Source organism: Citrobacter sp. Cf125, from assembly GCF_030333935.1.
Classification (GTDB): Bacteria; Pseudomonadota; Gammaproteobacteria; order Enterobacterales; family Enterobacteriaceae; genus Citrobacter; species Citrobacter freundii.
In genome coordinates, this window is the sequence record NZ_JAOWEY010000016.1 from 290,038 (window position 1) to 313,041 (window position 23,004).

Annotated in this window: 23 protein-coding genes; 13 read left to right on the forward strand and 10 right to left on the reverse strand. The window is 52.3% G+C overall.

From position 1 onward, the window contains the following. Window positions 1-19: 19 nt before the first annotated feature. A complete protein-coding gene (gene rfaP / locus OGV89_RS02515) occupies window positions 20-817 on the reverse strand; it encodes a lipopolysaccharide core heptose(I) kinase RfaP (RefSeq protein WP_003844532.1) in 798 nt (265 codons plus the stop codon). Continuing rightward, window positions 810-1,934, reverse strand: a complete 1,125-nt coding sequence (locus OGV89_RS02520) for a glycosyltransferase family 4 protein (protein WP_003844531.1) — start codon at window positions 1,932-1,934, stop codon at window positions 810-812. Before OGV89_RS02520 ends, rfaP begins: the two co-directional genes overlap by 8 nt. A gap of 424 nt (window positions 1,935-2,358) precedes the next feature. On the opposite strand from OGV89_RS02520, the gene waaA reads away from it, so the two are divergent. Both waaA and coaD read left to right on the forward strand, forming a co-directional pair. After that, window positions 2,359-3,636 (forward strand): lipid IV(A) 3-deoxy-D-manno-octulosonic acid transferase, encoded by a 1,278-nt coding sequence (gene waaA / locus OGV89_RS02525; protein ID WP_003837609.1) that lies wholly within the window; start codon window positions 2,359-2,361, stop codon window positions 3,634-3,636. Window positions 3,637-3,644: 8 nt separating this feature from the next. Then, entirely contained in the window at window positions 3,645-4,160 is a 516-nt protein-coding gene (coaD, locus tag OGV89_RS02530) for a pantetheine-phosphate adenylyltransferase (RefSeq protein ID WP_003844530.1), read from the forward strand. A 2-nt stretch (window positions 4,161-4,162) separates the two neighbouring features. On the opposite strand, the gene mutM is transcribed toward coaD, so the two are convergent. The 4 genes from mutM to radC form a co-directional block, all read right to left on the reverse strand. Beyond that, window positions 4,163-4,972: a bifunctional DNA-formamidopyrimidine glycosylase/DNA-(apurinic or apyrimidinic site) lyase gene (mutM, locus tag OGV89_RS02535; protein WP_003844529.1), complete on the reverse strand. Its 810-nt coding sequence runs from the start codon at window positions 4,970-4,972 to the stop codon at window positions 4,163-4,165. A 98-nt stretch (window positions 4,973-5,070) separates the two neighbouring features. Beyond that, the gene (gene rpmG / locus OGV89_RS02540; protein ID WP_003024094.1) at window positions 5,071-5,238 is read right to left on the reverse strand and encodes a 50S ribosomal protein L33; all 168 of its coding nucleotides are present in this window, start codon (window positions 5,236-5,238) and stop codon (window positions 5,071-5,073) included. 20 nt (window positions 5,239-5,258) lie between these two features. Continuing rightward, window positions 5,259-5,495 (reverse strand): 50S ribosomal protein L28, encoded by a 237-nt coding sequence (gene rpmB / locus OGV89_RS02545; RefSeq protein WP_003024071.1) that lies wholly within the window; start codon window positions 5,493-5,495, stop codon window positions 5,259-5,261. Between the two features lie 218 nt (window positions 5,496-5,713). Continuing rightward, a complete protein-coding gene (gene radC / locus OGV89_RS02550) occupies window positions 5,714-6,379 on the reverse strand; it encodes a RadC family protein (protein ID WP_003837605.1) in 666 nt (221 codons plus the stop codon). 171 nt (window positions 6,380-6,550) lie between these two features. On the opposite strand from radC, the gene coaBC reads away from it, so the two are divergent. The 3 genes from coaBC (at window position 6,551) to slmA (ending at window position 8,920) form a co-directional block, all read left to right on the forward strand. Continuing rightward, window positions 6,551-7,771 carry a bifunctional phosphopantothenoylcysteine decarboxylase/phosphopantothenate--cysteine ligase CoaBC gene (coaBC, locus tag OGV89_RS02555; protein WP_003024066.1) on the forward strand — a complete coding sequence of 407 codons (1,221 nt, stop codon included), beginning with the start codon at window positions 6,551-6,553 and terminating at the stop codon, window positions 7,769-7,771. Continuing rightward, window positions 7,749-8,207, forward strand: a complete 459-nt coding sequence (dut, locus tag OGV89_RS02560) for a dUTP diphosphatase (protein WP_006687626.1) — start codon at window positions 7,749-7,751, stop codon at window positions 8,205-8,207. Before coaBC ends, dut begins: the two co-directional genes overlap by 23 nt. Before the next feature lie 116 nt (window positions 8,208-8,323). Beyond that, window positions 8,324-8,920, forward strand: a complete 597-nt coding sequence (gene slmA, locus OGV89_RS02565; protein WP_003024060.1) for a nucleoid occlusion factor SlmA — start codon at window positions 8,324-8,326, stop codon at window positions 8,918-8,920. An 82-nt stretch (window positions 8,921-9,002) separates the two neighbouring features. Here the strand turns inward: slmA and pyrE are convergent, their stop codons facing one another. Together pyrE and rph are read right to left on the reverse strand one after the other, a co-directional pair. Further along, window positions 9,003-9,644 carry an orotate phosphoribosyltransferase gene (pyrE, locus tag OGV89_RS02570; protein ID WP_003024058.1) on the reverse strand — a complete coding sequence of 214 codons (642 nt, stop codon included), beginning with the start codon at window positions 9,642-9,644 and terminating at the stop codon, window positions 9,003-9,005. Between the two features lie 65 nt (window positions 9,645-9,709). Further along, window positions 9,710-10,426 (reverse strand): ribonuclease PH, encoded by a 717-nt coding sequence (rph, locus tag OGV89_RS02575; protein ID WP_003024054.1) that lies wholly within the window; start codon window positions 10,424-10,426, stop codon window positions 9,710-9,712. Window positions 10,427-10,551: 125 nt separating this feature from the next. On the opposite strand from rph, the gene OGV89_RS02580 reads away from it, so the two are divergent. Both OGV89_RS02580 and OGV89_RS02585 read left to right on the forward strand, forming a co-directional pair. Next, window positions 10,552-11,415 carry a YicC/YloC family endoribonuclease gene (locus OGV89_RS02580; RefSeq protein ID WP_003024052.1) on the forward strand — a complete coding sequence of 288 codons (864 nt, stop codon included), beginning with the start codon at window positions 10,552-10,554 and terminating at the stop codon, window positions 11,413-11,415. Between the two features lie 259 nt (window positions 11,416-11,674). Continuing rightward, window positions 11,675-12,292 carry a trimeric intracellular cation channel family protein gene (locus OGV89_RS02585; protein WP_003024049.1) on the forward strand — a complete coding sequence of 206 codons (618 nt, stop codon included), beginning with the start codon at window positions 11,675-11,677 and terminating at the stop codon, window positions 12,290-12,292. On the opposite strand, the gene ligB is transcribed toward OGV89_RS02585, so the two are convergent. Next, a complete protein-coding gene (gene ligB / locus OGV89_RS02590; protein WP_286558089.1) occupies window positions 12,289-13,968 on the reverse strand; it encodes an NAD-dependent DNA ligase LigB in 1,680 nt (559 codons plus the stop codon). The genes OGV89_RS02585 and ligB overlap by 4 nt on opposite strands. 261 nt (window positions 13,969-14,229) lie before the next feature. Here ligB and gmk point away from each other — a divergent pair, with 261 nt between their 5' ends. Genes gmk through recG form a run of 5 tightly spaced genes read left to right on the forward strand, consistent with a single transcriptional unit; the run spans window position 14,230 to window position 20,103 of the window. After that, entirely contained in the window at window positions 14,230-14,853 is a 624-nt protein-coding gene (gmk, locus tag OGV89_RS02595; RefSeq protein WP_003024042.1) for a guanylate kinase, read from the forward strand. A gap of 54 nt (window positions 14,854-14,907) precedes the next feature. Next, window positions 14,908-15,183, forward strand: a complete 276-nt coding sequence (rpoZ, locus tag OGV89_RS02600) for a DNA-directed RNA polymerase subunit omega (RefSeq protein WP_000135058.1) — start codon at window positions 14,908-14,910, stop codon at window positions 15,181-15,183. An 18-nt stretch (window positions 15,184-15,201) separates the two neighbouring features. Next, the gene (gene spoT / locus OGV89_RS02605) at window positions 15,202-17,316 is read left to right on the forward strand and encodes a bifunctional GTP diphosphokinase/guanosine-3',5'-bis pyrophosphate 3'-pyrophosphohydrolase (protein ID WP_003024038.1); all 2,115 of its coding nucleotides are present in this window, start codon (window positions 15,202-15,204) and stop codon (window positions 17,314-17,316) included. 10 nt (window positions 17,317-17,326) lie between these two features. After that, the gene (gene trmH, locus OGV89_RS02610) at window positions 17,327-18,016 is read left to right on the forward strand and encodes a tRNA (guanosine(18)-2'-O)-methyltransferase TrmH (RefSeq protein ID WP_286558092.1); all 690 of its coding nucleotides are present in this window, start codon (window positions 17,327-17,329) and stop codon (window positions 18,014-18,016) included. A gap of 5 nt (window positions 18,017-18,021) precedes the next feature. After that, the gene (gene recG / locus OGV89_RS02615; protein ID WP_286558094.1) at window positions 18,022-20,103 is read left to right on the forward strand and encodes an ATP-dependent DNA helicase RecG; all 2,082 of its coding nucleotides are present in this window, start codon (window positions 18,022-18,024) and stop codon (window positions 20,101-20,103) included. Window positions 20,104-20,145: 42 nt separating this feature from the next. On the opposite strand, the gene gltS is transcribed toward recG, so the two are convergent. Then, window positions 20,146-21,351: a sodium/glutamate symporter gene (gltS, locus tag OGV89_RS02620; protein WP_003024029.1), complete on the reverse strand. Its 1,206-nt coding sequence runs from the start codon at window positions 21,349-21,351 to the stop codon at window positions 20,146-20,148. Between the two features lie 225 nt (window positions 21,352-21,576). Here gltS and xanP point away from each other — a divergent pair, with 225 nt between their 5' ends. Beyond that, a complete protein-coding gene (gene xanP / locus OGV89_RS02625; protein ID WP_048213728.1) occupies window positions 21,577-22,968 on the forward strand; it encodes a xanthine/proton symporter XanP in 1,392 nt (463 codons plus the stop codon). Window positions 22,969-23,004: the final 36 nt, after the last annotated feature.

Sequence of the window (23,004 nt, forward strand, 5' to 3'; positions counted from 1 at the left end):
CTCAAACTTTATCTGTGATTTATAGCGCTTTTCTTATTGTTCTTTGTCTTATTTTTTGCGCTTTTGTGACAGCCTGTTCAAACAACCTGACTTCCTGACGAAAGATTTCACGTAGTGGCTTCGAAAAATAGACACGTAAAAAACGGTAGATATCTCTGGACGTCAACCCGATCTCAAGTGAAGAGAAATAGAGTCCAATCAGATCCTTATCCCGCCAGCGGCGTGGCACATGCTGGCGTATTTGTGCACGATGCAAATCAATTACGGAAAGTTTGATATTCGCAACGTCTTCCGGCATCGGCTGCTGGAGCAGGAAATGGCATATATAGCAATCCCGGTGATTTACCCCGCCCCGATGCATTTTACCCACCATTTCTGCCACCCGGGTAATAATTGTCCGTTTTAATACAAAATCAGGGGGCTCAACTTTCCACCTTGCACAAAAATCTTCAAGGCTGATAGCAGGAGAGAGATCTTCAGTGATGATAAATGAGGTGCGCTCTAACGGATTCAGTCCTTTCTGCCCAAATGCCACGCCGGTCATGGTGTCAACACTCAGTTCCTGTAAGCGATGAATTGCCAGCCACTCCCGGTCTGCGCCCAGTACAGGCATACGTAAAGATATAAGATTCTTCACCACTTCTTTAAGCGTGGTTCCATGATGATATTTAAGAAAATAACCCTTCCCCATCATCTCAAAACGTAGGGTACGTCGTGTTTCCAGGGCGCGAAAAACCTCACCGTTCAGCTTAGCGACTTCAGTAAACGGGTCTTTTCCTTGCCACTGCGTGGCAAATGGTTCTTTTAATTCAATCATTCTTAGGACCTAAAATGATATCTGCAGCTTTATCTGCCAGGCTGTAGAGATCTTTTGTATCAGCAAAATGCCGTGCGTTCCCGGCCCAACGACTTCTCTGCTCATTATTTTGCAGCGCATCGAAAAGTGCTGTATTCAGATTTTCCTGCTCAAAAGGTTCAGGGATCACTACCCCGCACTGGGCGGCATCAATATAACCTGCATAGCCGCAAACTTCGGTAGTTAATACCGGCAGCCCGGCAACTACAGCTTCTAGCAAGACAATACCGGCGGCTTCCTGTACAGCTGGGTGAAGTAATAAATCAGCAGCAGACATCAATTCTGCGACATCGTCCCGCCCCGAGAAGAACTGCACTTGTTCTTCAACCCCCAATTGACGAGCCTGAGCGCGATAGCGATCGGCCTTATCCTGACCAACAACCATCAATCGCGTGCGGTGGCGAATGACATCAGGCAAAGAAGCCAACGCCTGTAATGTTCTTGGCACGCCTTTGCGTTTGAAATCGGAACCTACCTGTAAGAGCAAGAACTGATCGAGACCAATACCATTTTTTTCTCTAACAATCAGCCGGCTGTTTTCAGGTTGCTGGCTGTACTTTCTGTCAGGGTAGATTCCTGGAGGCAGAATACGAAAGCGCTGGCTCTCAGTTTGGTAATGATGCTTGAAGTCACCAATTTGTTTATCGGTTAACATCAAAAGCGTAGTGCCGACACCCTGCTGAAATACGGCTTTTTCAAATGCAGAGTAGTGTCGGTACCTGCGCGTCAATTTGTAGAAAAAGCCTTTCTCGCGGGCAACCTTTTCCGCATAACAAACGTCCGCAGCGTAATACACATCCAGGCCAGGCATTTTATTAAAACCAACGACACGATCGACGGGATGTTGAGTTAAATAATTCTGAACCCACTGATAATATTGCTCGTTTTTCCCATGATTCGTTCTGGATGTAACGGGGACGAGTATAATCTCCAGCCCTTCCGGACGCTCGCCCTGCCATGACTGGGTAAATACCTGAACATGATGACCACGAGAAGCAACCGTCAGCGCTACCCGCAAGAAATCACGCTGTAACCCACCATAGGGAAAATACTTGTACAAACAAAAAGCAATATTCATGCATTAATATCCGCATCGCGTCGCCAGGCATATCAGGTTTGAAGCATCAGAATCGTGTAATCCTTGCCTAAAGCATCCAAAGATGACTTTCTGTGCTTTCGAAACGTTTCTGCCCGCTAGCTACCTGAAATTGCGCAGTAGTATATCATTTATTATCAAGCATTCCGAAATGAATATTTTTTAAACAAAAAACAAAATAAACCATTAGAAACATACAGATAAATTAGACACCAGTTCATCAGGAAACGCACACCGCACAAGAGGTTAAGACATATAAATGCGGCCATGTGCATTTTTGAAATAGCCATCAGCGAAATCAGTTCCCCACCAATTCCATCGTTTTGATACAACCTGGATAAAAATGATGGTAAAGCCATAGTTAAATACATAGAATCCCCAGCACATTCATAAGTCAGCTACCATTATGCTCGAATTGCTTTACACCGCCCTTTTCTACCTTATTCAGCCTTTGATCTGGATACGGCTTTGGGTGCGCGGACGTAAGGCTCCGGCCTACCGTAAACGCTGGGGCGAACGCTACGGCTTTTATCGCCGCCCGCTAAAACCCGGCGGGATCATGCTTCATTCGGTTTCTGTGGGCGAAACACTGGCTGCAATCCCATTAGTTCGCGCTCTGCGTCACCGTTATCCCGACTTGCCGATCACGGTCACCACTATGACGCCAACCGGTTCCGAACGCGTACAATCTGCTTTTGGCACTGACGTTCAGCATATTTATCTGCCTTACGATTTACCGGATGCCCTGAACCGTTTTCTGAATAAAGTTGACCCCAAACTGGTGTTAATTATGGAAACCGAGCTGTGGCCAAATCTGATCGCGGCACTCCATAAGCGTCACATTCCTCTGGTTATTGCCAACGCACGTCTTTCTGCTCGTTCAGCAGCTGGCTATGCGAAATTAGGTAAATTTGTTGGCAGACTACTGCGTCGAATTACGTTAATTGCCGCACAAAACGAAGAAGATGGCGCACGTTTTATTACACTTGGTGCCAGAAGCAATCAGGTCACCGTTACTGGCAGCCTGAAGTTTGATATATCCGTCACGCCACAACTGGCCGCAAAAGCGGTGACATTACGTCGTCAATGGGCTCCTCACCGTCCGGTATGGATTGCAACCAGCACCCACGACGGCGAAGAAAGCATCATCATTGCCGCCCATCAGGCGTTATTAAATCAGTTCCCGAATCTTTTACTAATTCTGGTTCCCAGACATCCTGAACGGTTCCCGGATGCAATTAACCTCGTACGCCAGGCTGGGCTAAGTTATACCACTCGTTCTTCGGGTGAAGTTCCGTCCTCAGGCACTCAGGTTGTGATCGGCGATACCATGGGTGAGCTGATGTTGCTGTATGGCATTGCCGACCTTGCTTTTGTCGGCGGTTCACTGGTTGAACGTGGTGGGCACAATCCACTGGAAGCCGCGGCACATGCTATTCCAGTGCTGATGGGACCACATACGTTTAATTTTAAAGATATTTGCGCCCGCCTCGAACAGGCAAGCGGATTGATCACCGTCACCGACGCACCTACGCTGGTAAAAGAAGTATCTTCTTTACTGACCGATGCAGATTATCGTAATTTTTATGGCCGTCACGCAGTTGAAGTTCTGTATCAAAATCAGGGCGCGTTACAGCGTCTGCTGCAGCTGCTGGAACCTTATCTGCCACCCAAAACGCATTGAGGCAAGCCATGCAAAAACGGGCGATTTATCCAGGAACCTTTGATCCCATAACTAACGGCCATCTTGATATTGTGACGCGTGCGACCAGCATGTTCGATCACGTGATCCTGGCGATTGCTGCAAGTCCCAGTAAAAAACCGATGTTTACCCTTGAAGAGCGCGTCGAGCTGGCGCAACAGGCAACGGCGCATCTCGGCAATGTGGAAGTTCTGGGATTCAGCGACTTAATGGCAAATTTTGCCCGTGATAATCAGGCTAACATTCTGATCCGAGGCCTACGCGCGGTAGCAGATTTTGAGTATGAAATGCAGCTGGCGCACATGAACCGCCACCTAATGCCGCAACTGGAAAGCGTCTTTCTGATGCCGTCTAAAGAGTGGTCATTTATCTCATCGTCACTGGTGAAAGAAGTCGCCCGCCATCAGGGTGATGTGACGCACTTTCTGCCGGAAAACGTCCATCAGGCGTTAATGAGTAAGTTGAAGAAATGTGCCTGGCCGGATGCTGCATCCGGCCAGCAATGACACTATTTCTGACAGCGACGGCAATAGAACGTTGTACGCTGGGCGTGTTTTGTCGCAACAATCGGTGCGCCACATGCGCGGCAAGGTTCACCTTCTCTCCCATAGACCTGCAGCTCCTGGGCAAAATAGCCCGGCTTACCGTCACTTTGCAGAAAGTCCTTCAGCGTCGTCCCGCCCTGCTCGATAGAACGCAACAAAACCGCCTTGATAACGCGTACCAGCAGTTCACACTCATCTTTCGACAGCGATGATGCCAGACGGTCAGGATGGATACCAGCCGCAAACAGCGACTCGCTGGCATAGATGTTTCCCACCCCCACCACCAGCTTGTTATCCATCAGCCAGGGTTTAATCGCCGTTTTCTTCTTTGCACATTTCTGCTGTAGATAACCGGCGTTGAAATCGTCACTCAGCGGCTCAGGGCCAAGATGGGCGAGGACATTATGTCCATCCAGCTCTTTAGTCCACAGCCAGGCACCAAAGCGACGGGGATCGGTATAACGCAGAACTTTGCCATTGCTCATCACTAAGTCAACGTGGTCGTGCTTATCTGCCGGAAGCTCTTCAGGAAGGATACGCAAACTACCCGACATCCCCAGATGAATGATTACCCAGCCATCCGGCAGCTCCAGAAGCAGGTATTTTGCGCGCCGCTGTACGCTCAGGACAGGTTTATCGCTCAGGCGATAGATTTCCTCTGATACCGGCCAACGCAAACGACCGTTACGCACAGTCGCGTGCATAATCGTTGCCCCCACCAGATGCGGCTCAATCCCACGGCGACTGGTTTCGACTTCAGGTAATTCAGGCATAGTATCTCCGGCGGTGTATCAGGTCTCATTAATATGGGGACGGCCAGAAAACAAAAAACCCCGCCGAGGCGAGGTTTTTTGCTACATCGAAACTAAAATTATTTGATTTTAGCTTCTTTGTACAGTACGTGCTGGCGTACAACTGGATCGAATTTTTTCAGTTCCAGTTTTTCCGGCTTAGTACGTTTGTTCTTCGTAGTGGTATAGAAATGACCAGTACCAGCAGAAGAAACCAGCTTGATTTTCTCACGAATACCTTTAGCCATGATTTATTTCCTCTTAGTACTTAGTACTTTTCGCCACGGGCACGCAGTTCAGACAGAACTGTTTCGATGCCTTTCTTATCAATTACACGCATACCTTTAGCAGATACACGCAGGGTGACAAAACGCTTCTCGCTCTCAACCCAAAAACGGTGAGAGTGCAGGTTCGGCAGGAAACGGCGTTTAGTCGCGTTCAGTGCGTGGGAACGGTTGTTACCGGTCACCGGACGCTTGCCAGTAACTTGGCAGACTCGGGACATGTCTATTCTCCAAAAATCAAATTAGCTCGAGCTTCGTATGGGGTATCGGCGCCTCGTCAGGCTTTACAGCCCGGTCATCGCATAGTTCTAAGTGAACTCTCGATTGCCAGGCCCAAATGCCAAACCCGAGATTCTCAAAGGTGGCGTAGTATACGCTGACCCGGCGTTATGCTCAAGTCCCGAACAGACAAAGATCCCTATGGATCGCGTAAAGTGCGTTAAATCCAACCGCGTTCCGCAAAAGAAACGTACTCTCCGCGCCCAATGACCAGATGATCAAGCACCCGGATATCCATGAACTGACAGCATTTCACAACACGCTCGGTGATGAGTTTATCTGCTTTACTCGGCTCTGCACACCCCGAAGGGTGATTATGCGCAAGGATCACGGCGGAAGCATTCATTTTTATCGCTTCGCGGACAATTTCTCGCGGATGTACCTCGACGTGGCTTAGTGTCCCGGAAAAAAGTTTGCTGTGTTTAATCACTTGATGTTGAGAATCCATAAAGATCACCAGAAAGATCTCGCGTTCCTCTTGCGAGAGCTGGCTTTGCAGAAATTCACGCGCCATTTCCGGGCTAAGTAAAGCACGCTCCTCTATCACTCGCACGTTGTAGTAGCGTCTTGCCAGCTCCGCAATACCCTTCAACTGTGCATACTTCGCGATACCGATTCCCGGAACATAGCTAAAATCCATGTAATCAGCAGACAACAAGCCATACAACGACTCAAAATGCTGAAGCATCTCTTTCGCTAGCGTAAGCACATCTTTACCCTGAATGCCGGTACGTAAAAAAAGCGCCAGTAACTCAACATCGGTCAGCGAACTGGCCCCCTGTGCCAACAGCTTTTCCCTGGGCATCATACTTCCTGTATTGTCCATACTTTTCCCTCCTTTCGCGTCCGCATAGTGGCATAACACCGACGGTGAATCGACGCGCTGTTTTCACTTCTTCGTAGTGCCTCGCAAAGTAGAAGACGGTCAAAAGCACGACAAATTGCGGATTGTGATAAAATATCAGCCTTCTGGTGAAACCCAACAGGAAAGATCATGATGAGCCTGGCCGGTAAAAAAATCGTACTTGGCGTCAGTGGCGGTATTGCTGCGTACAAAACCCCTGAGCTGGTGCGTCGTTTACGGGAACGCGGCGCTGACGTCCGCGTGGCGATGACCGAAGCGGCAAAAGCATTTATTACTCCCCTGAGTTTACAGGCAGTTTCAGGTTATCCCGTTTCCGACAGCCTGCTTGATCCCGCAGCCGAAGCTGCGATGGGCCACATTGAGCTTGGAAAATGGGCCGATTTGGTCATCCTGGCGCCCGCTACAGCAGACCTGATTGCTCGTGTCGCCGCAGGTATGGCCAACGACCTGGTGTCAACGATTTGTCTGGCAACGCCTGCTTCTGTTGCTGTACTGCCAGCCATGAACCAGCAGATGTATCGCGCAGCCGCGACCCAGCACAATCTGGGTATTCTTGCCTCACGCGGTTTGCTCATTTGGGGCCCGGACAGCGGTAGCCAGGCATGTGGCGATGTCGGTCCTGGACGTATGCTGGATCCGTTAACGATTGTGGATATGGCGGCAGAACATTTTTCGCCTGTCAACGATCTGCAACATCTCAACATCATGATTACGGCGGGTCCAACGCGTGAACCGCTTGATCCCGTGCGTTATATTTCCAACCATAGCTCCGGGAAGATGGGATTTGCTATCGCGGCCGCTGCAGCAAAGCGCGGGGCAAACGTCACACTGGTGTCGGGTCCGGTTTCGTTATCCACACCACCATTTGTTCAGCGGGTTGATGTGATGACCGCGTTGGAAATGGAAGCCGCTGTGCAGTCTGCAGTGCAACAACAGCATATTTTTATCGGCTGCGCTGCAGTCGCTGATTATCGCGCTGAAACTGTCGCCCACGAAAAAATAAAAAAACAAGCGACGCAGGGTGATGAATTAACAGTAAAAATGGTCAAAAACCCGGACATTATCGCCGGTGTTGCCGCACTGGATGCTAACCGTCCTTTTGTCGTTGGGTTTGCCGCCGAAACAAATAATGTGGAAGAATATGCCCGGCAAAAACGCATCCGCAAAAACCTTGATGTGATCTGTGCGAACGACGTTTCGCTGTCAACTCAAGGGTTTAACAGCGATAGCAACGCATTACACCTTTTTTGGCAGGATGGAGACAAAGTCTTACCGCTTGAGCGTAAAGAACTCCTGGGCCAATTATTACTCGACGAGATCGTGACCCGTTATGATGAAAAAAATCGACGTTAAGATTCTGGACCCGCGCGTTGGGCAACAATTTCCGCTCCCGACGTACGCCACTTCTGGTTCTGCCGGACTTGACCTGCGTGCTTGTCTTGATGACGCCGTAGAACTGGCTCCGGGCGCAACAACGCTGGTGCCAACCGGGTTAGCTATCCACATTGCCGATCCTTCTCTGGCAGCGGTGATGCTCCCGCGCTCCGGATTGGGCCATAAGCACGGTATCGTGCTGGGCAATCTGGTTGGTTTGATTGATTCCGACTACCAGGGCCAACTGATGGTGTCCATCTGGAACCGTGGTCAGGACAGCTTCACTATTGAGCCGGGCGAACGTATCGCGCAGATGGTATTTGTACCGGTCGTGCAGGCTGAATTTAATCTGGTGGAAGAGTTTGAAGCCACCGATCGTGGCGAAGGTGGCTTCGGCCATTCCGGGCGCAAGTAACCCGCAGAAAAGTATCCCATAGCGTAATAACGCAATAACACACCGCAAACAACAGTTTGCGGTCGCTGTGTGGATGCCTGCCTGGCAAGAGCTTATTTTCAGGGGTATTTTGTAACATGGTAGAAAAGCAAACTGCGAAAAGGAATCGTCGCGAAGAAATACTTCAGTCTCTGGCACTGATGCTTGAGTCCAGCGATGGTAGCCAACGCATCACCACAGCAAAGCTGGCAGCCTCAGTTGGCGTATCCGAAGCGGCATTGTATCGCCATTTCCCCAGCAAGACCCGTATGTTCGATAGCCTGATTGAGTTTATCGAAGATAGTCTGATTACGCGTATCAATCTGATTTTGAAAGATGAAAAGGACACCAGCGCGCGTCTGCGTCTGATCGTTCTGCTGATTTTAGGGTTTGGTGAGCGTAATCCGGGCCTGACGCGAATTCTGACCGGACACGCGTTGATGTTCGAGCAAGACCGTCTGCAAGGTCGCATTAACCAACTTTTTGAGCGCATTGAAGCGCAGTTGCGCCAGGTTCTGCGAGAAAAAAGAATGCGTGAAGGTGAAGGCTACACCGTGGATGAAACGCTTCTGGCCAGCCAGTTACTGGCTTTCTGCGAAGGTATGCTATCCCGGTTTGTACGTAGCGAATTTAAATACCGCCCAACGGATGATTTTGACACCCGCTGGCCGTTGGTTGCCGCTCAATTGCAGTAGCGATTTCGTCTTGTCCGGCCTACGTAAACCGTAGGCCCGGTAAGTGCGTAGGCCGGATCAGCGCAGCGCTATCCGGCTGTCCTTATACACCGTATGCTTCGCGATAGGCTCGTACTGCCGCCAGGTGCTCCGCCATCTCCGGTTTCTCTTCCAGATACGCAATCAGGTCTTTCAGGGTGATAATAGAGATCACTTTGCAACCGTAATCACGTTCCACTTCCTGAATAGCGGAAATCTCGCCGCGACCGCGTTCCTGACGATCGAGAGAAATCAGTACCCCCGCCAGAGTGGCGCCATTCGCCTGGATAATTTCCATCGACTCACGAATCGCCGTACCTGCGGTGATAACATCATCCACCAGCATCACGCGCCCCTCAAGTGCGCTACCGACCAGATTGCCACCTTCACCGTGGGTCTTCGCCTCTTTACGGTTAAAGCAGTACGGCAAATCTTTATCGTGGTGTTCAGCCAGCGCAACGGCCGTTGTAGTCGCAATCGGAATACCTTTGTACGCTGGGCCAAACAGCAAATCGAACTCAATACCGGAATCCACCAGCGCTTCGGCGTAAAAACGGCCTAACAGAGCCAGGTCGCGCCCGGTATTAAACAGTCCGGCGTTGAAGAAATAGGGGCTTTTACGCCCGGATTTCAGCGTAAACTCGCCAAACTTTAGTACCTGCTTGCTAAGCGCAAACTCAATAAACTGGCGCTGATACGGTTTCATGGATTCGCTCCTCATCTCACTTTATTACAGACAAAAAAAAGGCGACTCATCAGTCGCCTTTAAAATCAATTTTCTAACGCCGCCTTCTGCGTCGCTACAATGGATTCGATTCCCCCTCGGGCCAACGCCAGTAGGGTGAGAAGTTCTTCATGGCTGAATGGCTCACCTTCCGCCGTGCCCTGAACCTCTATAATGCGACCGTCTTCAGTCATCACTACGTTCATATCGGTTTCTGCAGCAGAGTCTTCAACGTACTCGAGATCACAGAGCGCTTCACCGTTAACAATGCCCACGGAAACCGCGGCGACCATCCCTTTCATCGGGTTAGTTTTCAGTTTACCGCTCGCGACCAGCTTGTTCAGCGCATCAGCTAACGCAACACATGCACCGGTAATTGATGCGGTGCGCGTACCGCCATCTGCCTGGATAACATCGCAGTCCAGGGTAATGGTGAACTCACCGAGCGTCTTCAGGTCAACGGCAGCGCGCAACGCGCGAGCGATCAGACGCTGGATTTCCATGGTACGACCGCCCTGCTTACCTTTCGCCGCTTCACGGGCGTTACGGGTGTGTGTGGCGCGTGGCAGCATGCCGTATTCTGCGGTGATCCAACCCTGGCCCTGACCTTTCAGAAAACGCGGTACGCCTTCATCAATAGAAGCGGTACATAGCACTTTGGTATCACCAAATTCGACCAGCACGGAGCCTTCAGCGTGTTTTGTATAATTACGGGTCAGGGTGACGGGACGCACCTGATTGGCACTACGACCTGCTGGACGCATGATAAAATCTCCGGCTTGAAACGAATGTGGCTGCGCATTATACGGACTTCCGACTGTTATTCCTATCCTGACAAGACGTGGATGGCTATAATCCTCCCATCTCATCTTTAAAAACAGGAACGTCTATGATCCGCAGCATGACCGCCTACGCCCGGCGTGAAATCAAGGGTGAATGGGGTAGCGCTACCTGGGAAATGCGCTCGGTAAACCAGCGTTATCTGGAAACTTATTTTCGCCTGCCGGAGCAGTTCCGTAGTCTCGAACCCGTAGTTCGCGAACGTATCCGCACGCGTCTGACGCGCGGTAAAGTCGAATGTACGCTGCGTTTTGAGCCTGATGCCAGTGCACAAGGCGAGCTGATCCTGAATGAAAAACTCGCTAAACAGCTCGTTAGCGCTGCTAACTGGGTCAAAATGCAGAGTGATGAAGGTGAAATTAACCCGGTTGATATCCTGCGTTGGCCAGGCGTAATGGCAGCCCAGGAGCAAGATCTGGACGCCATTGCCGCCGAAATCCTCGCCGCGCTTGACGGTACGCTGGATGACTTTATCGTTGCGCGTGAAACCGAAGGTCAGGCACTGAAGGCGTTGATCGAGCAGCGTCTGGAAGGCGTCAGCGCTGAAGTCACAAAAGTGCGCGCACATATGCCGGAAATCCTGCAATGGCAGCGCGAGCGTCTGGTAGCCAAACTGGAAGATGCTCAGGTGCAGCTGGAAAATAACCGCCTTGAGCAAGAACTGGTGCTGATGGCACAGCGTATCGACGTGGCTGAAGAACTGGATCGCCTGGAAGCTCACGTCAAAGAAACCTACAACATTCTGAAGAAAAAAGAGGCGGTTGGCCGTCGTCTGGACTTCATGATGCAGGAATTCAACCGTGAGTCGAATACTCTGGCATCGAAGTCTATCAATGCCGAAGTGACTAACTCCGCAATTGAACTGAAGGTATTGATCGAGCAAATGCGCGAGCAAATTCAGAATATCGAGTAAGTCACCATCTCACGTAGCCCGTCAATAAACGGCGGCGCTACGTGCTTTTCCCGACGCTATCAGTTCTCATCTATGCGACAAGAATTATATTTTCTCATCATTTATTGTCACCATTCATATCACAAAGCGCATGCCATAACGTGTTTACAACAATTTCGCATTAGCTGTAGTAATTAAAATCACTTCACCTTAGAAAATCTCAATCGTGACAGTGCGCACAAATCGTTAACCTTAGCCCCCAGCAAATCAGGGGGAATACATGCTGTTACACGTTTTATACTTAATTGGTATTACTGCCGAAGCCATGACCGGTGCGCTTGCGGCTGGGCGTCGTCGTATGGATACGTTTGGCGTCATTATCATTGCCACCGCGACAGCCATTGGCGGTGGTTCAGTACGCGATATTCTTCTCGGCCATTATCCGCTCGGCTGGGTAAAGCACCCTGAATACGTTATTATCGTAGCCACTGCCGCGGTACTGACCACTATTATTGCTCCCGTGATGCCCTATCTGCGCAAAATATTCCTCGTACTGGATGCGCTGGGCCTGGTGGTCTTTTCTATTATCGGGGCTCAGGTGGCACTGGATATGGGCCATGGACCGATTATCGCCGTGGTCGCTGCGGTCACTACCGGGGTTTTCGGCGGCGTATTACGCGATATGTTCTGCAAACGCATCCCGCTGGTGTTCCAGAAAGAACTGTATGCCGGCGTATCATTTGCCGCTGCCGTGCTGTACATCGTGCTGCAGCATTATGTCTCCAGTCATGATGTGGTGGTTATCTCTACCCTGCTCTTCGGCTTTACCGCCCGACTACTGGCGCTGCGCCTGAAGTTAGGTCTGCCAGTATTTTACTATCGCCATGAAGGCCATTAAGGCATAAATCCCGCGATCCGCTGAGCAGCTAACCAGTTGCTCAGCGCTGTGACCTCTCGATCCTCCAGCCACTGAATAACCTGCCGTGCCCGCTGCTCCCCCATGAAAGGAAGCTGCCGCCAGCTTTGTTCATCGCGTTCTTGCAATTGCTGCCACGAACCATCCCTGCTGGCATTCAGCGTTGCCTGTGTTAACGGTATTCCCATGGCAATCACCCAGCGCGTGAACGGAAGATCGCGTGACAGGTTGAATTGATGCCATAACTTCTCCCCTTTGCTTACACCAAATGTGGACTGTAGTTGTTCCTGAGTTAGCCCGAGCCAGGAAAAGATATGCTCAAAGCGATACGCCTGGTGGAGCTCCCGCCATCCCGCCTCGCCGATGCCCTCCAGCCCCAGCACCTCTTTGGCCCCCAGCCAGACCAGTCTGGCAACAAACTGTTCCTGGCACTCCGCTGTGGCATAAAAACAGGTTAATGAATTGAAGCGCCCCTCAGGTGGCACTGGCTTAATACGCTGGGTACTGCGCCAGACCACTTCATCTATACGGGGGATCCCTTGTCCGGCCAGGCTCACCAGAATCTGATCGCCAGGCGCGATATCCCATTCATTCCAGCGTCGAACGGAACCAATATTGACGCGCTGTACGCGTTTATCATCCAGCATGACGGGAGTCAGCAATGCAACCACCGCAATTTTTCCGCTTTTGCCAACAGAGAACTGAATACCCGTCACCTCAGACACCCTGGCCACGGGAGGATATTTCCACGCTGCCAGCCAGTCTCCCTGTCCGGGTAGCCAGTATCGCGCCTGCGGCTCTTTTCCCGTTCGCACAACTACGCCATCCGTCACAAAAGGTAATGCTGAACTCCACCAACTGGCGCGTGCTTGCTCGACATCATCTGCACTCTTCACGGCCCTGGTAAAATGTTGCGTAAAACTGAAACCGGCAGCAGTGAGTTGTTCCAGTCTTTCCGACATGGCAGCCGGTCCATCGGGCCACGCCCAGATAAAAATAGCCAGCGAGCGTAACATTTCCGGATTGCTCTGGCGTATCATCATTCCAGCAACCTTTGAACGGGCGTTCATTCCCCCTCTCTGCTGTTGGATATGCCCTTCCTGCTGCAAAAATATCTCACCCTGCAGAGTACTGTTAGCGAGCTGTCCCTTGGTGATATGGGGTACGGAAGGGATCTGAAGAACCTTTTGCGTCCAGTCTTCACCTTTCAGGCCGTTACCACGGCTAATCGCCCGGACCAAATTGCCATTGCGATAAACCAGCGTCACCGCCACGCCATCCACCTTCGGCTGTACCCAGAGATCGCTGCGGGCTTTCATCCATTGCTGTAGCGCTTGCTTATCGGCAAGTTTTCGAACTCCCGTATGGGGAACAGGGTGCGAGACGGTGCCACTTATTGGGGGCGCAGACAGATCTGTTTTGGCTTCATCGCCAAAACAACGTTGCCATTGGATGAGTTGCGCATTGAGCTGGTCATAAACGCCGTCGTCTACGGCACTTTCACCCTGTTTCCAGTAACTGTCATTCCACTGTGTTATCTGCTGCTGTAGTCGTGAAATTTCCTCATTTGCCCGGGCAGGCGACCAGACGGGGCAAACCGCCCATACAGGTAAATTCCAGACCAGCAAAACCAGCCCTATGCATTTCCATGATCCCATGCTACCTCCGCTGAACACTGCATTTCCCGGCAGATATAGCGCGAAGTGAAAGGGAAGCAGAGCGGCAAATATTCACTCTGCAGGCAGCATTCCTGACATTTGCACGTATTGCTGCAAATCGCGGATAAAACAGGAAACTGGTACGCAAAACGCAATAAACATGCGCAAAAAGTGTGACAAGGGCTACGTCACATAGCGGCTACGTGTATAATAAGCCCGTATGTAGGCTCTCTTTCGACAATCACATACATTAAGATACTCATGGCTCAAGGCACGCTTTATATTGTTTCTGCCCCCAGTGGCGCGGGTAAATCCAGCCTGATTCAGGCTTTATTAAAGACCCAACCGTTGTATGACACCCAGGTTTCTGTTTCGCACACCACGCGCGCACCGCGCCCGGGGGAAGTGCACGGTGAACATTATTTCTTTGTGAACCATGATGAATTCAGAACCATGATTGGCAGAGACGCGTTCCTGGAACACGCGGAGGTTTTCGGTAATTACTACGGCACCTCACGTGAAACCATTGAGCAAGTATTAGCATCCGGCGTAGACGTCTTTTTAGATATCGACTGGCAAGGTGCGCAGCAAATTCGTGAAAAAATGCCGCATGCGCGCAGTATTTTTATTTTGCCGCCATCTAAGATTGAGTTGGATCGCCGTCTGCGTGGCCGCGGTCAGGATAGCGAAGACGTGATCGCAAAACGTATGGCGCAAGCTGTTGCAGAAATGAGCCATTACGCCGAATATGATTATCTTATTGTGAACGATGATTTCGATACCGCCCTGGGCGATTTGAAAACCATCATTCGCGCCGAACGTCTGCGCATGAGCCGCCAAAAGCAGCGTCATGACGCTTTAATCAGCAAACTGTTGGCAGACTGAACCCACATTCAGTATCATGCCCAGTCATTTCTTCACCTGTGGAGCATTTTAAGTATGGCACGCGTAACTGTTCAGGACGCTGTAGAGAAAATTGGTAACCGTTTTGACCTGGTACTGGTCGCCGCGCGTCGCGCTCGTCAGATGCAGGTAGGCGGAAAGGATCCGCTCGTACCGGAAGAAAACGATAAAACTACCGTTATCGCGCTGCGCGAAATCGAAGAAGGTCTGATCAACAACCAGATCCTCGACGTGCGTGAGCGCCAGGAACAGCAAGAGCAGGAAGCCGCTGAATTACAAGCCGTTACCGCTATTGCTGAAGGTCGTCGTTAATCACAAAGCGGGTCGCCCTTGTATCTGTTTGAAAGCCTGAATCAACTGATTCAAAACTACCTGCCGGAAGACCAGATTAAGCGTCTTCGGCAGGCGTATCTCGTTGCACGTGACGCTCACGAGGGCCAGACACGTTCAAGCGGTGAACCCTATATCACGCACCCGGTAGCGGTAGCCTGTATTCTGGCCGAGATGAAACTCGACTACGAAACGCTGATGGCTGCGCTGCTGCATGACGTGATTGAAGATACCCCAGCCACCTATCAGGACATGGAACAGCTTTTTGGTAAAAGCGTTGCAGAGCTGGTAGAAGGGGTATCGAAGCTTGATAAGCTTAAGTTTCGCGATAAGAAAGAGGCGCAAGCCGAAAACTTTCGCAAGATGATTATGGCGATGGTGCAGGATATCCGCGTCATTCTCATCAAACTTGCCGACCGTACTCACAATATGCGCACGCTGGGCTCATTACGCCCGGACAAGCGTCGCCGAATCGCCCGTGAAACCCTCGAAATCTATAGTCCGCTGGCACACCGTTTAGGTATTCATCACATTAAAACCGAGCTGGAAGAGCTGGGTTTTGAAGCGCTGTACCCGAACCGCTATCGCGTGATTAAAGAAGTGGTTAAAGCCGCTCGCGGCAACCGCAAAGAGATGATCCAAAAAATCCTCTCGGAAATCGAAGGGCGTTTGCAGGAGGCAGGTATTCCGTGTCGCGTAAGCGGGCGTGAGAAGCACCTGTACTCTATTTACTGCAAAATGGTGCTCAAAGAGCAGCGTTTTCACTCCATCATGGATATCTACGCATTTCGCGTCATCGTTCATGATTCCGATACCTGCTATCGCGTACTCGGCCAGATGCACAGCCTGTACAAACCACGTCCTGGCCGCGTGAAAGACTATATTGCCATCCCAAAAGCGAACGGATATCAGTCTTTGCACACCTCAATGATCGGCCCTCATGGCGTCCCGGTTGAAGTACAGATTCGTACTGAAGACATGGACCAGATGGCAGAGATGGGTGTCGCAGCGCACTGGGCTTACAAAGAACACGGCGGCGAAAGCAGCACCACCGCACAAATCCGCGCTCAGCGCTGGATGCAAAGCCTGCTGGAACTGCAGCAGAGCGCCGGTAGCTCATTTGAATTTATTGAAAGCGTCAAATCTGATCTCTTCCCGGATGAGATTTATGTTTTCACACCGGAAGGGCGCATTGTTGAACTGCCTGCCGGTGCAACGCCTGTCGACTTCGCCTACGCCGTGCATACCGATATCGGTCACGCCTGCGTCGGCGCGCGCGTCGACAGACAGCCTTACCCGCTTTCACAACCGCTCTTTAGCGGTCAGACCGTTGAGATTATTACCGCGCCGGGCGCACGTCCGAATGCCGCATGGCTCAACTTCGTCGTCAGTTCGAAAGCGCGCGCCAAGATTCGCCAACTGCTGAAAAACCTCAAGCGCGATGATTCCGTCAGTCTGGGCCGTCGACTGCTCAACCATGCCCTGGGCGGTAGCCGTAAACTGGCTGAGATCCCGCCAGAGAGCATCCAGCGCGAGCTTGAGCGCATGAAGCTCGCCACTCTTGACGATCTGCTCGCAGAAATCGGTCTGGGTAACGCCATGAGCGTGGTGGTAGCGAAAAACCTCCAGCAGGGCGAAGCAACAGCGAACGTACCAGCACAATCTGGCCATGGTCATTTGCCGATCAAAGGCGCTGACGGCGTGCTAATCACCTTCGCGAAATGCTGCCGTCCAATTCCAGGCGATCCTATCATTGCCCACGTCAGTCCGGGTAAAGGTCTGGTGATTCACCATGAGTCCTGCCGTAATATTCGTGGCTACCAGAAAGAGCCAGAGAAGTTTATGGCAGTGGAATGGGATAAAGAAACAGAGCAGGAATTCATCACCGAGATTAAGGTGGATATGTTTAACCACCAGGGTGCTTTGGCGAACCTGACGGCGGCAATCAACACGACCACCTCCAATATTCAAAGCCTGAATACGGAAGAGAAAGATGGTCGCGTCTATAGCGCCTTTATTCGCTTGACCGCTCGCGATCGCGTGCACCTGGCGAATATCATGCGCAAAATTCGCGTCATGCCGGACGTGATAAAAGTCACCCGTAACCGTAACTAGAACACGTTTTATGAATGAACAGCGCTATGCACGTATCCGCGAAATGCTCACACGTCGTCAGCCAGATCTGACCGTCTGCATGGAAGAGGTCCACAAACCTCATAACGTTTCCGCTATCATTCGTACTGCAGATGCGGTCGGCGTGCATGAAGTCCACGCCGTCTGGCCGGGTAGCCGTATGCGCACCATGGCCTCTTCTGCCGCAGGCAGCAACAGTTGGGTGCAGGTGAAAACTCACCTTACTATTGGCGATGCGGTCACACATTTAAAAAACCGCGGCATGCAGGTTCTGGCAACTCATCTGTCAGATAAAGCCGTGGATTTTCGCGAGATTGATTACACACGCCCCACCTGCATCCTGATGGGCCAGGAGAAAACCGGCATCACTCAGGAAGCGTTGGATCTGGCGGATCAGGATATCATCATTCCTATGACTGGCATGGTGCAGTCGTTGAACGTTTCGGTCGCCTCCGCGCTGATTCTGTACGAAGCACAACGCCAGCGGCAAAACGCTGGGATGTACCGACGAGAAAACAGCATGCTGCCACAAGACGAGCAACAGCGCTTACTGTTTGAAGGCGGTTATCCTGTGCTGGCGAATGTCGCTAAGCGCAAAGGCCTTCCCTACCCTCACGTAAACACGCAGGGCGAAATCGAAGCCGATGCAACGTGGTGGGCCACTATGCAGTCTGCGAGATAAACGCGATGAAAGGCCGTTTACTGGATGCCATCCCACTCAACTCTCTGACCGGCGTTGGCGCAGCACAAAGCAGTAAACTGGCGAAAATTGGCCTGCACACCGTACAGGACCTCCTTCTACACCTCCCCCTGCGTTACGAAGACCGTACCCATCTGTACCCAATTGGCGAACTGCTGCCGGGCGTCTATGCCACCGTTGAAGGCGAAGTGCTGAACTGCAATATCACCTTCGGTGGCCGCCGGATGATGACCTGTCAGATCAGCGATGGCTCCGGCATTCTCACCATGCGCTTTTTCAACTTCAGCGCAGCAATGAAAAACAGCCTCGCCACCGGTCGCCGGGTGCTGGCCTACGGTGAAGCCAAACGCGGGAAATACGGCGCAGAGATGATCCACCCGGAATACCGTGTGCAGGGCGATCTCAGCACGCCGGAATTACAGGAAACGCTTACTCCTGTTTATCCGACTACCGAAGGCGTGAAGCAGGCCACGCTGCGCAAGCTGACCGATCAGGCACTGGATCTGCTCGATACCTGCGCCATTGCCGAACTGCTGCCACCAGAGCTGTTACAGGGCATGATGAGCCTGCCCGAAGCACTGCGCACGTTGCACCGCCCCCCACCGTCGCTGCAACTCAGCGATCTGGAAACAGGACAACATCCGGCGCAGCGACGTCTGATTCTCGAAGAACTGCTGGCGCATAATCTCAGCATGCTGGCATTACGCGCCGGGGCGCAGCGTTTTCATGCCCAGCCGCTGAGCGCAAACAATGCGCTGAAAGATAAGCTGTTGGCGGCGCTACCATTTAAACCGACCGGTGCACAGGCCCGCGTTACCGCTGAGATCGAACGTGATATGGCACTGGATGTCCCAATGATGCGCCTGGTACAGGGTGATGTCGGCTCCGGTAAAACGCTGGTTGCGGCGTTAGCCGCCCTGCGCGCTATCGCACATGGTAAGCAGGTTGCGCTGATGGCCCCCACCGAATTATTGGCTGAACAACATGCGAATAACTTCCGCAGCTGGTTCGCGCCGCTGGGCGTTGAAGTAGGCTGGCTGGCAGGTAAACAGAAAGGCAAAGCGCGCCAGGCGCAACAGGAAGCCATTGCCAGCGGTCAGGTGCAGATGATTGTCGGTACTCATGCAATTTTCCAGGAACAGGTTCAGTTCAACGGTCTGGCACTGGTTATCATCGACGAACAGCATCGTTTTGGCGTGCATCAGCGTCTGGCGCTGTGGGAAAAAGGTCAGCAGCAGGGTTTCCACCCGCACCAGCTCATCATGACCGCCACGCCGATTCCGCGCACCCTGGCGATGACCGCCTATGCCGATCTCGACACCTCAGTAATCGATGAACTCCCACCGGGACGCACCCCGGTCACCACGGTGGCGATTCCGGATACCCGCCGCAGCGACATCATTGATCGCGTGCGCAACGCCTGTACCCACGAGGGGCGTCAGGCATACTGGGTCTGTACGCTGATTGAAGAGTCTGATCTGTTAGAAGCTCAGGCAGCAGAAGCGACGTGGGAAGAGCTTAAAATTGCGCTGCCAGAACTCAATATTGGCCTGGTACACGGCCGTATGAAGCCCGCCGAGAAGCAGTCAGTAATGGCGGCCTTTAAGCAGGGTGAACTGCATCTGTTGGTTGCCACCACGGTGATTGAAGTGGGCGTGGACGTGCCAAACGCCAGCCTGATGATTATTGAAAACCCGGAGCGCCTGGGCCTGGCCCAGCTGCATCAGCTACGTGGCCGCGTAGGTCGTGGCGCGGTGGCCTCCCACTGCGTCCTGCTCTACAAATCACCGCTGTCAAAAACTGCGCAAAAACGCCTGCAGGTTCTGCGCGACAGCAACGACGGGTTCGTGATTGCGCAAAAAGATTTAGAGATCCGCGGCCCCGGCGAGCTGTTAGGTACTCGGCAGACCGGAACGGCAGAATTCAAGGTCGCAGATTTACTGCGTGATCAGGCGATTATCCCGGAAGTTCAGCGCATTGCTCGCCATATTCACGAACGCTATCCGCAACAGGCCGTGGCGCTAATAGAGCGCTGGATGCCGGAAACCGAACGCTACTCCAACGCATAGTCGATTCATAGCGGCGGCGGATGTTACCCCGCCGCACAGCCGTTATTGCGCAAAAATCGGTAACAGCAGATACAGCTTAATCACCAGCGCGTTGACGATATCGATAAAGAATGCCCCCACCATCGGCACCACCAGAAACGCCATATGGGATGGCCCAAAGCGTTCGGTAATCGCCTGCATGTTGGCAATCGCCGTCGGCGTCGCGCCGAGGCCAAAACCGCAGTGACCAGCAGCCAGCACAGCGGCATCGTAGTTCTTACCCATCATGCGCCAGGTAACGAATATCGCATACAGCGCCATGAAAATGGTCTGCACAACCAGAATTGCCAGCATCGGCAAGGCCAGAGAAGCCAGTTCCCATAGCTTCAGGCTCATCAGCGCCATCGCCAGGAACAGTGACAGACTAACGTTACCCAGCACAGAAACCGCACGTTCGAACACCCGGTAAAAGCCCAGTAGCGCCAGACCATTGCTGAGGATCACCCCAACAAACAGCACGCAAACGAAGGTCGGCAGTTCCAGTACCGTTCCAACCAGCATTTGCGCAACGATTTTACCCACCGTCAGACAGATAGCGATCAGCGCGATGGTTTCAATCAGCACCAGTGAGGTGATCATACGTCCGACGTCCGGTTTTTCAAATGCGGTCGGCACAGCCTGATCGTCCGGCATACCGTCTGGCGTGGTGGAGTGTTTGACCAGATAGCGTGCCACCGGGCCACCAATCAGCCCACCCAATACCAGACCAAACGTTGCGCAAGCCATCGCCACTTCAGTCGCATTGGTGAAGCCATAACGTTCAATAAACAGCTTGCTCCATGCGGCCCCGGTTCCGTGTCCACCAGAGAGGGTGATCGAGCCAGCGATCAGACCCATCAGCGGGTCCAGACCCAGCAGGGTCGCCATACCAATACCGATGGCGTTTTGCATCAGCAACAGGCCAACAACCACAATCAGAAAAATACCCACCACGCGGCCGCCAGCACGCAAGCTGGCGATATTGGCGTTCAGACCGATAGTGGCGAAGAAGGCCAGCATCAACGGATCGCGCAGTGTCATGTCGAAGTTCACTTCCCAGCCCATGCTTTTTTTCAGCACCAGCAGCGCAATCGCCACCAGCAGGCCGCCCGCTACGGGTTCGGGAATGGTGTATTTTTTCAGGAAGGAAACAGACTGGACGAGCTTACGTCCCAGCAGCAACACCAGGGTTGCCGCAACCAGTGTTGATAACGTATCGAGATAAAACATTTACAGCTCCATTAGTGCGTTTAGCACAATCACGCACGATGCATTCCAGACCGATTTTTAGCTCTTATTGAGTTTTCGGGGTGGATTTTAAGCAGAAAATGATGAAAAGTTATATAAAAATGTTTGTTTATCCGTTTTAAATATTAAGAATACCTGCTAGCAAACGTTTGCTTTTCTGCCCTGGTCAGATAAAATCACCGCTTTTCCACCATGGGATTGCCTCTGATGTCCGTTAACGCCGTAGAGTCAACAAATGCGCAACCGGTTGCGCAGACTCACAACAGTGAACTGATTTACCGTCTTGAAGATCGCCCCCCGCTAGCCCAGACTCTGTTTGCCGCCTGCCAGCACCTGCTGGCCATGTTCGTCGCGGTGATCACGCCTGCCCTGCTTATCTGCCAGGCGCTCGGTTTACCGGCTCAGGATACTCAACACATTATCAGTATGTCGCTGTTCGCATCCGGCGTGGCTTCTATCATTCAGATCAAAGCCTGGGGGCCGGTAGGCTCAGGGCTGTTATCCATTCAGGGCACCAGCTTTAACTTTGTTGCACCGCTGATTATGGGCGGTACGGCGCTAAAAACCGGCGGCGCAGATGTCCCAACCATGATGGCGGCACTGTTCGGTACACTGATGCTGGCAAGCTGCACCGAGATGGTTATCTCACGCGTACTGCATCTGGCGCGCCGTATTATCACCCCACTGGTTTCAGGCGTGGTGGTGATGATCATCGGCCTGTCACTGATTCAGGTGGGCCTGACGTCGATTGGCGGCGGTTACGCGGCAATGAGCGACAACACCTTTGGCGCGCCGAAGAATTTGATGCTGGCTGGTGTCGTGCTGGCGCTGATTATCCTGCTTAACCGCCAGCGCAACCCGTACCTGCGCGTTGCGTCACTGGTGATTGCAATGGCGGCGGGTTATCTGCTGGCCTGGTTTATGGACATGCTGCCGCAAAATACCGCGCCGGTTAGTCAGGATCTGCTGATGGTGCCGACGCCGCTCTATTATGGCCTGGGTATCGACTGGAGTTTACTGCTGCCGCTGATGCTGGTCTTTATGATCACCTCGCTGGAAACCATCGGCGATATTACGGCCACCTCTGATGTCTCCGAGCAGCCGGTTTCTGGTCCGCTGTATATGAAACGCCTGAAAGGCGGCGTGCTGGCGAACGGTCTGAACTCGTTTGTTTCCGCTGTGTTCAACACCTTCCCGAACTCCTGTTTTGGTCAGAACAACGGGGTTATTCAGTTAACGGGCGTTGCCAGCCGCTACGTCGGTTTTGTGGTGGCGCTGATGTTAATCGCGCTGGGCCTGTTCCCGGCGGTCAGCGGTTTTGTACAACATATTCCTGAGCCAGTACTGGGCGGTGCAACGCTGGTAATGTTCGGTACTATTGCCGCATCCGGCGTGCGTATCGTGTCCCGCGAGCCGCTGAACCGTCGCGCAATTCTGATTATCGCGCTGTCGCTGGCTGTTGGTCTCGGCGTCTCCCAGCAACCGCTGATCCTGCAGTTCGCCCCGGACTGGGTGAAAAACCTACTCTCTTCCGGCATTGCCGCAGGCGGTATTACCGCTATCGTTCTGAACCTGGTGTTCCCACCAGAAAAGCAATAAGCAAACAGCGGCGTTGATTCTGAATCAACGCCGCTG